General features: G+C 69.1%; 10 protein-coding genes. 3 read left to right on the top strand and 7 right to left on the bottom strand.

Annotation, left to right across the window (positions count from 1 at the left end; translation table 11 throughout):
• The first annotated feature begins 11 nt into the window (after positions 1–11).
• Positions 12–278, top strand: coding sequence for a hypothetical protein (locus ACQG3P_RS07560; RefSeq protein WP_414715855.1), 267 nt, complete (start codon positions 12–14; stop codon positions 276–278).
• Positions 279–303: 25 nt separating this feature from the next.
• Here the strand turns inward: ACQG3P_RS07560 and pdeM are convergent, their stop codons facing one another.
• Genes pdeM through ACQG3P_RS07540 form a run of 4 tightly spaced genes read right to left on the bottom strand, consistent with a single transcriptional unit; the run spans position 304 to position 6,008 of the window.
• Entirely contained in the window at positions 304–948 is a 645-nt protein-coding gene (gene pdeM / locus ACQG3P_RS07555; protein ID WP_426804678.1) for a ligase-associated DNA damage response endonuclease PdeM, read from the bottom strand.
• Positions 938–3,385, bottom strand: a complete 2,448-nt coding sequence (locus ACQG3P_RS07550) for a ligase-associated DNA damage response DEXH box helicase (protein WP_426804731.1) — start codon at positions 3,383–3,385, stop codon at positions 938–940. The genes pdeM and ACQG3P_RS07550 overlap by 11 nt, the downstream gene beginning before the upstream one ends.
• Before the next feature lie 14 nt (positions 3,386–3,399).
• Positions 3,400–5,004: an ATP-dependent DNA ligase gene (locus ACQG3P_RS07545; RefSeq protein ID WP_426804677.1), complete on the bottom strand. Its 1,605-nt coding sequence runs from the start codon at positions 5,002–5,004 to the stop codon at positions 3,400–3,402.
• Positions 5,001–6,008 (bottom strand): ligase-associated DNA damage response exonuclease, encoded by a 1,008-nt coding sequence (locus tag ACQG3P_RS07540; protein WP_426804676.1) that lies wholly within the window; start codon positions 6,006–6,008, stop codon positions 5,001–5,003. The genes ACQG3P_RS07545 and ACQG3P_RS07540 overlap by 4 nt, the downstream gene beginning before the upstream one ends.
• Before the next feature lie 105 nt (positions 6,009–6,113).
• On the opposite strand from ACQG3P_RS07540, the gene ACQG3P_RS07535 reads away from it, so the two are divergent.
• Positions 6,114–7,745: an acyl-CoA dehydrogenase family protein gene (locus ACQG3P_RS07535; RefSeq protein WP_426804675.1), complete on the top strand. Its 1,632-nt coding sequence runs from the start codon at positions 6,114–6,116 to the stop codon at positions 7,743–7,745.
• A 71-nt stretch (positions 7,746–7,816) separates the two neighbouring features.
• On the opposite strand, the gene ACQG3P_RS07530 is transcribed toward ACQG3P_RS07535, so the two are convergent.
• The 3 genes from ACQG3P_RS07530 to ACQG3P_RS07520 all read right to left on the bottom strand — a co-directional run bounded on the left by ACQG3P_RS07530 (position 7,817) and on the right by ACQG3P_RS07520 (position 9,977).
• Positions 7,817–8,221: a hypothetical protein gene (locus ACQG3P_RS07530; protein WP_068853607.1), complete on the bottom strand. Its 405-nt coding sequence runs from the start codon at positions 8,219–8,221 to the stop codon at positions 7,817–7,819.
• Positions 8,222–8,335: 114 nt separating this feature from the next.
• A complete protein-coding gene (locus ACQG3P_RS07525; protein WP_068853606.1) occupies positions 8,336–8,677 on the bottom strand; it encodes a hypothetical protein in 342 nt (113 codons plus the stop codon).
• Positions 8,678–8,801: 124 nt separating this feature from the next.
• A complete protein-coding gene (locus ACQG3P_RS07520) occupies positions 8,802–9,977 on the bottom strand; it encodes an acetyl-CoA C-acyltransferase (RefSeq protein ID WP_320457469.1) in 1,176 nt (391 codons plus the stop codon).
• A 179-nt stretch (positions 9,978–10,156) separates the two neighbouring features.
• Here ACQG3P_RS07520 and ACQG3P_RS07515 point away from each other — a divergent pair, with 179 nt between their 5' ends.
• Positions 10,157–13,003 (top strand): S8 family serine peptidase, encoded by a 2,847-nt coding sequence (locus tag ACQG3P_RS07515; RefSeq protein ID WP_320457468.1) that lies wholly within the window; start codon positions 10,157–10,159, stop codon positions 13,001–13,003.
• Positions 13,004–13,031: the final 28 nt, after the last annotated feature.

Here is a 13,031-nt window from a genome sequence, read left to right as displayed (position 1 = left end):
AGGAGAAAGACATGCTGTTTCCGGCCGACGTTCTCGATTCTGAAATCCGCAAACTGCGCGGGTTGCTGCAGATGCTCCACGAGGATCAGCCGGATGTGATGGAAGATGTGTTCGACTTCCATGTCACCAGTCTGATCACCCATGCCGCCCCCGAACACCACGCCCGCATCCGCGCCGCAGCGCGTTCCATGCTGGTCGAGGTGCAGCGCTGTCCCGTGCGGCGCAATCCCGATGCCCCGCAGATCCTGCTGATGGAAGCGCTGCCTTCGGCAGCGTAGGCCGCTGTACCCGCGCGTGCCGGCATCAACGTGCCGGCAGCGCGATCGCGTCGTCGTCGACGCACGCGACCAGTCGCTCGCCGGCGCCCACGACCGGTGCGATGCCGGCGGTGAAGCGCGAGTAAGCCGGCAGCACGGTCAAGCGTTCGCGCAGCCAGAAGGCCGGCCAGCGTCGTTGCATGCCCGGCAGGCGGGCCAGTGGATGCAGGTGGCCACACAGCACATGCAGGCTGGGATGCGGTTGTGGATCATGGCGCAGCAGGAATGGCCCCTCCTGGACGCGTTCGCCGAGCAGGGTGATGCCCAGGTCGGCCTTGGGCAGCACGCGGTCATGGTTGCCGGCCACTGCGCCGATCTCCAGTCGCGGATGCTGCTCCCGCCATGCCTGCCATTGCCGATACCACGCGGCCCGATGCGCGGGGCCATGCAGCACGTCGCCCAGGATCCATATCGTGCGGACGGGGTGGTCGGCCACCAGCGCCGACAGCCGCGCCAGATCGTCACCGGTGCCGCCGCTGGGCAACCCGATGCCCGCGCGCCGGAACAGATCGGCCTTGCCAAGGTGGAGGTCGGCAATCAGCAGCGCTTCGCGCGCCGGCCAGTACAGCGCGCGCGCGCCAAGCAGGCGGACCTGCTCGCCCGCGATCTCGGTCACGACGTCAGTCGGCATGGCGTTTCTCCAGTTGGCCCACGGCGCGCAGCACGCGCGTCTTCCAGTCTTCATTGCTGAGCTGCCCGCGCAGGCGCTCGGCCCACAGCGGGAAAGACAAGGGCCCCAGCGTTGCCGGGTGCTGCACGCATAACGTGCGGCCCTGGCAGCGGCGCAGCGTTTCGGCCAGGCAGGTCAGGTCGAGCTGCTCATGCAGTACCTCACGTTCGGCCAGGCCGAGCAGGATGTGCCCGGGATCATGCTGGCGCAGCACGTCATACAGCAGGCCGGCCGACGCCTGCAGCTGGCGCAGGCTGCGTGGCGTGCGGCCTGGCAACGCGGGGATCAACAGCCCGGACACACGCGCGATATCGCGGAACTGGCGGCGTGCCAGCTCGCCCAGGTTGAGGCTGTCGCGCAGGTCCTCGAACAGACCCTCCGGCTGCAGCAGCGCCGCTACCTGCGCCGCATCCACCTCCACCGCGCGCGCCGGTGCCAGCACGAAGCCGTAGTTGTTGGCGGCGTAGCCGAAGGTATTGGCCTGCAGGCGCGTCCAGCGCATCGCCATCAGCGCCGCCAGCCCCTCGTTGACCTGGCGCCCGGCGAAGGGATACACGAACACGAACTGTCCTTCACGGCGGCGCACGCTTTCCACCAGCAGCAGTGACGGGCCGGGCAGCGCGGATACGCGTGCCTGCAGGCGCAGCAGCGGTGCAAGCCAGTGCATTTCGGGGCTGTCCGGCGCGGCCGCGAGCACGCTTTCCATTTCGTGGCCCAGCGCCTCCGACAGCGGCAGGCGGCCCCCCTGCCAGCGCGGCACCACGCCATCGCCGCCACGCGCCATCCTGACGTAAGCGGTGAGGTTCTCCAGCCGTACCAGCTCCAGCAGCCGGCCGGCGAACTGGAAGCGGTCGCCGGGGCGCAGGCGACCGACGAACTGTTCTTCCACGCTGCCGAGCCGGCCGCCGCGCAGGAACTGCACCATGACGCTGCCATCGCTGGTGATGGTGCCGATCGACAGCCGGTGGCGCAGCGCCACGCGGCGGTCGTTCACGCGGTAGATGCCGTCGTCGTCGCGCACCACCTTGTGGAAGTCCGGGTACTGCGCAAGCGCCTGGCCGCCCTGCACGATGAAGTCCAGGACGCCCTGCCACTGCGCCAGCTCCAGCGATGCGAACGCGTGCGTGCGCCGGACCTGGGCCAGCAGCTCGTCGGCGCGGAAGCCGCCCCCCAGCGCGCAGCTCACGCAGTGCTGGGCCAGCACATCCAGCGACAACCGCAGCGGGCGCCGCGCTTCGATCACGCCAGCGGCCAGTGCACGCCGCGCGGCTGCGTATTCCACCAGCTCCAGCGCGTGCGACGGCACGCAGACGATGTGGCCCGATTCCCCCGGGCGATGCCGCGCGCGCCCGGCGCGCTGCACCAGCCGCGCGATGCCTTTCGGGCTGCCGATCTGCAGGACCTGGTCGACGGCCGGGAAATCCACCCCCAGGTCGAGGCTGGAGGTGGCCACCACGCAGCGCAGTGCCCCGTCGCGCAGGCCCTGCTCGACGATGCGGCGCTGCACCGGGTCCAGCGAGCCGTGGTGCAGGCCCAGCGTGGCCGGGTCTTCGGGCCACACCGCCGACAGCGCCTGGTGCCACAGTTCGGCTTGCGCGCGGGTATTGGTGAACAGCAGGCTGGTGCCGACCGCGAACAGCTTCTGCTGCACCCGCTGCAGCTGCGACAGGCCGAGGTGGCCCGCCCATGGAAAGCGCTCGCCGTGCGCGGGCAACAGCGTTTCCACCTTTACCGGGCGTGGCCGCGCCCCCGACACCAGCGGCGCGTCGGGAACATCCGGCAGCAACACCTCGCGCGCTTCGTCCAGGTTGCCGAGCGTGGCCGACAGGCCCCACACCTGCAGCGCCGGCAGCGCATCGCGCAGGCGGCGCAGATTCAACTGCAGCAGCACGCCGCGCTTGTTGCCCAGCAGCTCATGCCACTCATCCACCACCACGCAGCGCAGCCGGCGCATGCGCTCCAGCGTATCGGGGTAGCTCAGCAGCAGCGCCAGCGATTCGGGCGTGGTCACCAGTACATCCACCCGGCCTTCGCGGGCCAGGCGTTTGTCGCGCGCGCTGGCATCGCCGGTGCGCAGCCCCACCTGCCAGTCCAGCCCAAGCGCCGCCAGCGGTTCACGCAGTGCGCGTGCGGTATCGCTGGCCAGCGCGCGCAACGGGGTGATCCACAGCACCTGCAGCGCCGGCACGGTCTTGCCGGCGCGCACACCGGGTGCGCGCGGAAGCGGATCGACCAGCGCCTGCAGCAGCGGCCCGCCGAACATCGCCAGCGTCTTGCCGCTGCCGGTAGGGGTGTGCAGCAGCCCGGATTCGCCGGCCAGGTAGTGCCGCCACATCGTCTTCTGGAACGCCAGCGGCGACCAGCCACGGCTGGCGAACCACGCGGCCAGCCGCGCCATCGCGTCGCGTCGGGTCACCGCGCCAGCGCCTGCAGCTGGGCCAGCGTGTCGGCTTCGCCGGCCGGCTTGTCATGGCGCCAGCGCAGGATGCGCGGGAAGCGCACTGCGATGCCCGACTTGTGCCGGCTGCTGCGGTTGACCGCTTCAAAGCCGAGTTCGAACACCTGCTCGCCGCGGACGCTGCGCACCGGCCCGAAGCGTTCGATCGTGTTGGCCCGGATCCAGCGGTCCAGGGCCAGGATTTCCTTGTCGTCCAGCCCCGAATACGCCTTGGCCACCGGCACCAGCCGCTCGCCGTCCCACACCCCGAAGGTGTAGTCGGTGTACAGCGTGCTGCGCCGGCCATGCCCGGCCTGCGCGTAGATCATCACCGCATCGATGGTCAGCGGTTCTATCTTCCACTTCCACCAGTCGCCACGGCGGCGCCCGCCCTGGTAGACCGACGTGCTGCGCTTGAGCATCAGCCCTTCCACGCCGCGTTCGCGCGCCAATGCCCGCTGAGCGGCGGCGTCCTGCCAGTCCGTGGCATCGAGCGTGGGCGACAGCACCATGCGCGTATCGCCGAGCGTGGCAAGCAATCCGGCGAGCAGGGTGCGCCGTTCGCCCAGCGGCTGCTGGCGCAGATCGTTACCGTCCAGTTCGAGCAGGTCGTAGGCAAGCACGCGCACCGGCGTATCGCGCAATGTCTTCGGGCCGGGTCTGCGCCGTTGGATCCGGGTCTGCAGTGCGGTGAAAGGCAGCGGCTGTGCCTCGTCATCGCGCCAGGCGAGAAGCTCGCCATCGATCACGGTGCCATCCGGCAACGCCATCGCGGCTGCTTCGATTTCCGGAAAGCGCCCATCCAGCCGCTCTTCGCCGCGCGACCACAGGGCGACTTCGCCTTTGCGACGCAGCACCTGCAGGCGGATGCCATCCCACTTCCATTCCAGCGTCCACTCGTCGATCGGGCCCAGGCTGTCGGCCTCGGCTTCCAATGGCGAGGCCAGGAAGAACGGATACGGCTGCTGGCGGTCTTCAGGCCGTTCTTCGGCGCTGAGCAGGTTGGCGAGCAGCCCCGGCGAGGGCACCCACTCGCCCAGCATGCGCTGCGCGATGCGGGCGATGTCGATCCCCGACAGTTCCGCCAGCGCCTGCTGGACCAGCCGCTGGGAGACGCCTACGCGCAACGCCCCGGTCAGCAGCTTGTTGAATACCAGCCGTTCGGCGGCAGGCAGCTGCCTCCAGCCTGCCTCCACCGCAGCACGACGTACCGGTTCCGGCTGGTTCGCCACGGCCAGCAGGTGGCCTTCGATCCAGTCGGCAAGGGGGCGGTCCTGCGCGCCTTCCGCAGGATCATCCAACAGCAGGGTCAGGGTTTCGGCCAGGTCGCCGACCTGGTCGTAGCTGTCGGCCACCAGCCACGCGGGCAGACCCGATGCCTCGGCGATCCACGCGCGCAGCTCGCCGCTGGCCGCGATCTTGCGGCGTGCGCCACCGACCTTGCCGCCGCTGAGCAGGTACAGCGCCCACGCTGCGTCATGCGGGCGTGCGTCGCGGAAGTAGGCCACGAGCGCGGCGCGTTTGTCCGACGTGGCGGTGCTGCGGTCCAGGCGCTGGTACAGCGCGGCAAACGCCTTCATTCCTCGCTCCCGAAATCGGTGCGGAAGGCTTCGGCGGCAACACCACGTTCGCGCAGGAACGGAATCAGCGCATCGGTGTTGCCGTGGGTGGCGATCACCCGGCGCGCGCCGGTCTGTTCAATGGTCTGCAGCAACGCCGGCCAGTCGGCATGGTCGGACACCACGAAGCCACGGTCGTAATTGCGTCGGCGCCGGTTGCCGCGCAGCCGCATCCAACCGGAGGCGAAGCCCAGTTGGTGCTTGCCGAAGCGGCGCAGCCAGGTGGTGCCCGCGGCAGAAGGCGGCGCCAGGATCAACTTGCCGGCCGCGTCGGGTTCGCGGCCCTGCTCGGCCACCGTGTGGGTTTCCAACATGGCGATGCCAGCCTCGCGATACACCGCCACCCCATTGGCGATGGCGCCGTGCAGCCAGGCCGGTTGATCATCCAGCGGCAGCAGTTCGGCCAGCACCCGCTGCGCCTTGCCCAGCGCGTAACACAGCAGGATCGCCGCTTCGCCGCGCTGTTCGCATTCGCGCCGCCAGGCCACGATCTCGGCGGCGACCTCGCGCGTGTCCTGCCAGCGGTAGATCGGCAATGCGAACGTCGCCTCGGTGATGAACACATCGCAGGGCACCACCTCGAACGGTGCGCAGGTCGGGTCCGGTTGGCGCTTGTAGTCGCCCGACGCCACCCACACCTGCTGGCCGTCATCGATGCGCACCTGCGCCGACCCCAGTACATGCCCGGCCGAATGCAGCGACACCTGCACGCCGCCCAACGTGAAGCGTTCACCGTAGTCATGTGCTTCCAGGGTCACATCGCCCAGCCGCCAGCGCAGTATCGGCACGCTGCCGGTACTGCAGTAGTAGCGGCCCATGCCGCTGCGCGCATGGTCGCCGTGGCCGTGGGTGATGACCGCGCGCGGCACCGGTCGCCACGGGTCGATATGGAAATCGCCTGCTGGGCAGTACAGGCCCTCGGGGCGCAGTACTACCAGGTCGCTGTTTGCCGCGTGCGTCGTCATGCCTGCACTGTGCCGACGGGTTCGTGCACGAGGTGAGAATCCGCCTGAACAGCAGCCGGCATGTGGATGCGGCAGAATCATCGGGTCCGCCAGGAGGCCCGCACGATGACGTCCGTATTGCCTGTATTCGAGACCCATGAAGTGGCCAACCAGCCGCCCCCGTTCGGCGGCCGCAACCTGTGGGCCGACGACGTGGCATTGAGCGAGGCGGTGCAGCGCGAGGGTGGTGCCGCGTTCATCGATACGCTGCAGACCTATGGCGCCATTGCGGGCGACACCCTCTACCGGCTCGGTTTCGACGCCAACCGCGACCGCCCGCGGCTGCGCACGCACGACCCGCAGGGGCACCGCATCGACACCGTGGAGTTCCATCCGGCCTACCACCAGCTGATGGAGCTGGCCAAGCGCCACGGAGTGGCGGGACTGTCGTGGCACGAGGGCGGCCCCGGCGCGCACGTGGCCCGCGCCGCACTGAGTTTCCTGCACCACCAGGCCGATGCCGGTACCAGTTGCCCGCTGACCATGACCCACGCCGCGGTGGCGGTGCTGCGCCAGGACCCGTTGCTGGCCGAGTGGGCCGAAAAAGCCGCCGCACCGGTCTACGATCCGCGCGACGTGCCGATGGCCGACAAGGCCGGCATCACGCTGGGCATGGGCATGACCGAGAAGCAGGGCGGCTCTGACGTGCGCAGCAACACCACCCGCGCCGAACTTCGCGACGATGGCAGCTACGCGCTGGTGGGGCACAAGTGGTTCTTCTCCGCACCGATGTCCGATGCATTCCTGGTGCTGGCGCAGGCGGCGGGAGGACTGACCTGCTTCCTGATGCCACGCCGGCTGGCTGATGGCAACCGCAACGCGTTCCGCCTGATGCGGCTGAAGGACAAGCTGGGCGACTGGTCCAATGCCTCCAGCGAGATCGAGCTGTGCGGCGCCTGGGCCCGCCGGGTCGGTGCCGAAGGGCGGGGCGTGGCAACCATCATCGGCATGGTGATGATGACCCGGCTGGACTGCATGCTGGGCGCGGCGGCGGAAATGCGCATGGCCCTGGCGCAGGCGCTGCACCACACCCGTCACCGCAGCAGCTTCGGACGCCGCCTGTGCGACCACCCGCTGATGGCCAACGTGCTGGCCGACCTGGCCATCGAATCCGAAGCGGCAACCACCTTCGCCATGCGCGTGGCACGCGCGGTGGACCAGGCGCCGCAGGATGCGCAGGAGGCCGCGTTCGCACGCGTTGCAACGGCGGTGGGCAAGTACTGGGTCTGCAAGCGCGCGGCGGTGTTCGTCAACGAAGCGCAGGAATGCCTGGGCGGCGCGGGCTACGTGGAGGAATCGATCCTGCCGCGGCTGTACCGGCAGGCACCGCTGAATTCCATCTGGGAAGGCAGCGGCAACATCCAGTGCCTGGACGTGCTGCGTGCGTTGGCGCGCGAGCCGCAGGTGCTGCCGGTGCTGGATGCGGAGCTGGACGCGGTGGCCGGGCGGGATGCGGACTATGACCGCGCGTTGGCGTCGTTGCGGGAGCTGTTGGCCGCTACGCCATCGGAAGCGCAGGCACGGGTGGTGACCGAACGGCTGGCGCTGCTGCTGCAGGCCGCCGTACTGCTGCGTGCGGGCAGCCCGATGGCCCCTGCGTTCGTGCGCTCGCGGTTGGGCGGGGCGCATGGAGCGGCATTCGGGACGCTGCCTGATGAGGTGGACGTCGGCGCGGTGATGGCGCGGGCGTTGCCTTGATCGATTGCCAGGCCGGACCTGGCACTACCGCTGGAGGTCACGCCGGCCGGTGGCCGGCGTGACATGTCGCATCAGCGTTTGGCGGCGTCTGCGTTCTGCTTGGCGTCTTCGGCCACGTCACGGGCCTTGTCGGCCACCTTCTCGGCGGCATCGGCGGTCGCCTCGCTGGCATGCGCCGCTGCATCGCGCGCGGCAACCTTGGCATCGGCAGCAGCCGCTGCACTGGCGTCGGCGGCACGGTCCAAGGCCGGCTGTACATCGGCCGCGGCGCGTTCGGAGGCGGCAGCCGCTTCATCGGCGGCATTGCGGGTGGATGCCGCAGCCTTGTCCACGGCGACACGTGCCGCTTCGCCGGTGCTGTCGGCCGCCTGCGCGGCATCGGCACGCGCCTGTTCGGCTTCCGGCCCCTTGCAGGCCACCAGGGCCAGCAGCAGGGAGGCGGCCATCAGCGGGGTGGTGATCGAACGAATCTTCATGGCGTTCTCCGTCAGGTTTCAGGGACGCTGATCCTATTCACCCTGCCGTGAAGCCAAAGAAAAAGCCGCTGGCGAACCAGCGGCTTCTTCAGACTTGCTTGAAGAAAGAAGTTATTACTTCTTGGCTTCTTCAGCAGCGTCCTTGGCCTGCTCGGCGGTGGCTTCACCGGCCTTGGCAGCGTCGGCAGCAGCGTCGGCAGCAGCGTCGGTGGCAGCAGCGCCAGCCTGGGCAGCGGCATCAGCCGAAGCGTCAGCAGCGGTGGTGGCGGTGTCGGCGGCAGCCTGGGCAGCGTCGGCGGTCTGGGCGCCAGCAGCAGCGGCCTGGTCGGCAGCGACCTGGGCGTCGGCAGCAGCTTCGTTGGCCGAAGCGGCGGCGTCAGCAGCCTGCTCCTGCTTCGAGCAGGCGGTCAGAGCCAGGCCCAGGGCCATTGCGATCAGCAGCTTGTTGATGCTCATTTGTGTGAATCCTCGTCGTTAGATTAGGCAACGCGCTATTGCGCGCCCGGCAACATGATGACAAGCCACGTTGGGCTGTCAAGCGATCCCGCATTCAGTTTTGCGAAACGGGTGTTAAAACCAATCAAATCAATTCGATGGCGATGGCGGTTGCTTCCCCGCCACCAATGCACAGTGTAGCAATTCCGCGCTTTGCATCACGCTTGCGCAAGGCATTGACCAACGTCACCACCAGCCGGGCGCCCGAGGCACCAATCGGGTGGCCCAGTGCGCAGGCGCCGCCGTTGACGTTGACCTTCGCCGGGTCTATGCCCAGTTCGCGGATGGGCGCCATGGCCACCACGGCGAACGCCTCGTTGATCTCGAACAGGTCCACCTGGTCCAGGCTCCAGCCGGCCTTTTCAAGCACTTTGTGGATGGCGCCGATCGGCGCGGTGGTGAACCACTCCGGTTCCTGCGAGTGGGTGGCGTGGGCCACGATCCGGGCCAGCGGCCGCACGCCGCGGGCGGCCGCATCGTCTTCGGACAGCAGTACGACGGCAGCAGCGCCGTCGGAAATGCTCGACGAGCTTGCGGCGGTCACCGTGCCGTCTTTCTTGAACGCCGGGCGCAGGGTCGGGATCTTGGCGATATCCGAACGGCCGGGCTGTTCGTCCTGGCTGTACTCCACCTCGCCCTTGCGACCCGCGACCTTCACGGCCACGATTTCATCATCGAACGCGCCGGCAGCCTGCGCGGCCTGCGCGCGGCGCACCGATTCGATCGCATAGGCGTCCTGTTCCTCGCGGCTGAACTGGAACTTGTCCACCGCGCATTCGGCGAATTCGCCCATGGCCTTGCCGTCGTACGCATTGACCAGGCCGTCGTGGGCCATGTGGTCGACCGCCTGGAAGTTGCCGAAGCGGTTGCCGGTGCGCGAATTGGGCAGCAGGTGCGGCGCGTTGGACATCGATTCCATGCCGCCGGCGACCACGATGCTGGCCGAGCCGGCCTTGATCAGGTCGTGGCCCAGCATGATGGCCTTCATGCCCGACCCGCAGACCTTGTTCAGGGTGGTTGCGCCGGTGGCGTAGGGGATGCCTGCGGCCACGGCGGCCTGGCGGGCCGGGGCTTGGCCCAGGTTGGCCGGCAGCACGCAGCCCATGATCACTTCGGAGACATCCGCCGCCGGCACGCCGGACTGTTCCAGGGCGGCGGCGATGGCAGTGGCGCCCAGGGTGGGGGTGGGCACGCCGTTGAACTGGCCGAGGAAGGAACCGATGGCGGTCCGCTTGGCAGCGGCGATGACAATGTTGGGCATGGCAATCTCGTTATTGCGTGAGCGATTTACGAAAAGGGAACGCAGGGCATGGTATGGCGGCGCGTTTCCCGGCAGACTGCGTGGGGGTGGCCCAGTATAGAGGGTCAGCATTTACCACCGGTGTCGGCCGGACAGGCGGGACGCCACGCGTGGTTTCAATTACGTTTTGGGGAGCAGGGATGAATCAGGTAGTTTTCAGCAGGAACGTGCTGGCCGCCGCGCTGGCCGTGGCCTTGAGCGCGTGCGGTGGCGGCAGCGGCAACAGCAAGGGGGACCTGCCGGTAGCGCCGGTCGTGCCGCCGGTCACGCCACCAGTCGTGGTGGTGCCGCCGGTGACGCCGCCGCCGGTCAAGCCGACCCAGCCGGCCATCGACGCGCACCTTGCCATCATCAACGGCAAGGACCGGCAGGACCTGACCGGTGCCGGGATCCGGATCGGCGTGGTCGATTCCGGCGTGAACCGTGCCCATCCCACGCTTGCCGGCCGGGTCGTTGCCAGCCACAACTACGTGGATCCGCGCGCCAACAACCTGGCGGTGGACGATGTGGTCGGTCATGGCACGACCGTGGCGTCGCTGGCCGCTGGCGCCGCATACGGCGACTGGCCGGGCGGGGTCGCCCCGGGGGCGCAGATCGTGTCGGCGCGCATCATCGCCGACAAGGCGCCGGTCGATGACGGCACCGGCAACGGCAACCAGGTGGATGGCGCGCTGGGGCTGGCCACCGTGCACCAGGATCTGATCGCCGACGGCGTGAAGATCATGAACAACTCCTGGGGCGGGCTGTACTGGACCAACCCGGCTGCGACCGCTGCCATCGCGGCCGAGTACCGGCCCTTCATCACCACCAACAACGGCCTGGTGGTGTTTGCCACCGGCAACGAAAGCAAGGCGGACCCGTCCAACATGGCCGCACTGCCGAGCCAGGCCGGCCCGAACAATACCCGCCCGGCCGCGGACCTGGAGCGCGGCTGGCTGGCAGTCACCGCGGTCAATTCCAACCAGCCCGACACCCTGGCGTCCTACGCCAACGCCTGTGGCGTGGCGGCCAATTACTGCCTGGCCGCGCCCGGCGAAGCGGTGTTTGTCGACCCCGCAAGCACCACGGGCAGTACCCCCAGCTACCTCTGGGGCGGCGGTACCTCCTACGCGGCCCCGCTGGTCTCGGGTACGGCGGCGTTGGTCTGGCAGAAGTACCCGTACTTCAGCAACGACCAGGTGCGGCAGACCCTGCTCGGCACCGCCACCGACCTGGGCGCGGCCGGCGTGGACAGCGTGTTCGGCTACGGCCTGCTCAACGTGGGCAAGGCGATCAACGGCCCCGGCCGGTTCGACTGGGGCACCATGGTGGTCGACCTGCCGGGTTCGTCCAACTTCAGCACCTGGAGCAACAACATCGGCGGTGCCGGCGGACTGGACAAGTCCGGCGCGGGAACGCTGATCCTCGGCGGCAAGAACACCTACACCGGCGGCACCATCGTCCGCTCGGGCGCGCTCTCGCTGGCCGACGGCGCGTCGCTGGGTTCCGACGTCCAGGTCCTGCAGGCCGGCGGCCTGCAGTTCCGCGCCGGTACCACCGGGGTTACCGGCAACGTGGTCAACCGCGGCACGCTGTACCTGTTCGAGGCCGGCGTTACCGCCGTGATCCAGGGCAACTACACCCACGAGGCCACCGGCGTGTTCTCGACCGCGCTGGGTGCGCAGGCGTTGAAGGTGACCGGCACCGCCCAGCTCAACGGCGGTACGGTACTGATCGACCGCGCGGTGGAAGGCTATGTGCCGCGGACGGGTGTCCGGCAGGAGCTGATTACCGCCGCCCAGGGCCTGACCGGCACGTTCGATCGCTACACCGCGCTCGGCAACGTCGTGCTGCTGGATGCGACGTTCACCTATGACCACTACTCGGCCGGGTTGAACATCAACCGCGTTAGCGTTTCCGGCGCTGCGGCGTCGGCCGGATTGGGTGCCATTTCGGCCGCCTCGGCCCTGCGCGTGGAACAGGCGTTCGACCTGCTCGATACCGGCACCGGTCCTGGCACGCCGGGCTTTGCCGATGCGGCCGGCGAGCTGCAGCGGGTGCAGGGCGCGGCCGGCCTGGAGGCCAGCCTGGAAAGCCTGTCGGGCAAGGCGCACAGCCTGGCCAACGGCATGACCTTCGACAACCTCGACATGAATCGCCGCGCCTTGTCGACGCGCTTCGATGCGGTGTCCGCCGCACCGCGCCTGCGCGGCGCCTGGCAGAGTGCGTTGGGCGAGGCCGGGCAGGGCAGCTTCGCCGGCAGCGGCTTCCAGACCCAGGGCTGGATGATGGGCCAGGACATGGCGCTGGGCAGCAACGGCGTGATGGGCTTTGCCTTTGGCGAAACGCGCAGCAACAGCAGCCGCGAGTGGGGCGGCGACAGCGGTCGTGACCGCCAGTCGCAGGCCCAGCTGTACGCGGGTTGGAACAGTGGTGCGGCCTACACCCTGGCGCAGCTGGGCGCCGGCCAGTTCACCCGCGAGATCGACCGCCAGCTGTTGCTGGGCGCGGGGCAGTACGGGGTCAATGCCCGTTACGGCGGCAACTTCAGCACCGCCAGCGTGGAATCGGGCTACCGCTTCGGCGGTGCCGGGGCATCGTTGACGCCGTACCTCGGTGCGGACTACGCGCGCCTGGACAGCGACAGCTTCAGCGAAGACGGCGGCTTCGGCTTCGGCCTGCGTGCGGACAGCCGCGCGTCGAGCCGCAGCCAGGCGCTGGCCGGCCTGCGAGCGGAAACGCGTCTGCGTGGCTGGTCGCTGCGCGGCTATGCCGAGTGGCAGCAGACGCTGTCCAGCGATGGCCTGGCCTTCGATGCCAGCTTCGTGGGCGTGGATGCCTGGGCGCCGGTGGCCGGGCTGCAGCCGGCCCGCTCCGGCGGCCTGTTCGGCCTGTCGGTGCAGTCCTGGCTGACGCGCAACTCGCAGCTCTCGTTCGGCTACGACCAGCGCTTCGGCCCGCGAGGCGACCTCAGCCAGGTCGCGCTGCGGTACTCCGCCGCGTTCTGATCCAGGCGCGACAGGCAACAAAAAAGGG

It is taken from the genome of Stenotrophomonas sp. SrG (assembly GCF_050031795.1).
GTDB classification, from domain to species: Bacteria; Pseudomonadota; Gammaproteobacteria; order Xanthomonadales; family Xanthomonadaceae; genus Stenotrophomonas; species Stenotrophomonas rhizophila_A.
Note: the sequence above shows the minus strand (reverse complement) of the source record. Positions and strands in the feature narration are given on the sequence as shown.

What these genes read in the sequence shown, in the direction of transcription:
- ACQG3P_RS07560 (WP_414715855.1), top strand. Translation starts at nt 12, where the DNA reads ATGCTGTTTCCGGCCGACGTTCTCGATTCTGAAATCCGCAAACTGCGC.
- pdeM (WP_426804678.1), bottom strand. Translation starts at nt 948, where the DNA reads ATGCCGACTGACGTCGTGACCGAGATCGCGGGCGAGCAGGTCCGCCTG.
- ACQG3P_RS07530 (WP_068853607.1), bottom strand. Translation starts at nt 8,221, where the DNA reads ATGAAGATTCGTTCGATCACCACCCCGCTGATGGCCGCCTCCCTGCTG.
- ACQG3P_RS07535 (WP_426804675.1), top strand. Translation starts at nt 6,114, where the DNA reads ATGACGTCCGTATTGCCTGTATTCGAGACCCATGAAGTGGCCAACCAG.
- ACQG3P_RS07540 (WP_426804676.1), bottom strand. Translation starts at nt 6,008, where the DNA reads ATGACGACGCACGCGGCAAACAGCGACCTGGTAGTACTGCGCCCCGAG.
- ACQG3P_RS07520 (WP_320457469.1), bottom strand. Translation starts at nt 9,977, where the DNA reads ATGCCCAACATTGTCATCGCCGCTGCCAAGCGGACCGCCATCGGTTCC.
- ACQG3P_RS07545 (WP_426804677.1), bottom strand. Translation starts at nt 5,004, where the DNA reads ATGAAGGCGTTTGCCGCGCTGTACCAGCGCCTGGACCGCAGCACCGCC.
- ACQG3P_RS07515 (WP_320457468.1), top strand. Translation starts at nt 10,157, where the DNA reads ATGAATCAGGTAGTTTTCAGCAGGAACGTGCTGGCCGCCGCGCTGGCC.
- ACQG3P_RS07550 (WP_426804731.1), bottom strand. Translation starts at nt 3,385, where the DNA reads ATGGCGCGGCTGGCCGCGTGGTTCGCCAGCCGTGGCTGGTCGCCGCTG.
- ACQG3P_RS07525 (WP_068853606.1), bottom strand. Translation starts at nt 8,677, where the DNA reads ATGAGCATCAACAAGCTGCTGATCGCAATGGCCCTGGGCCTGGCTCTG.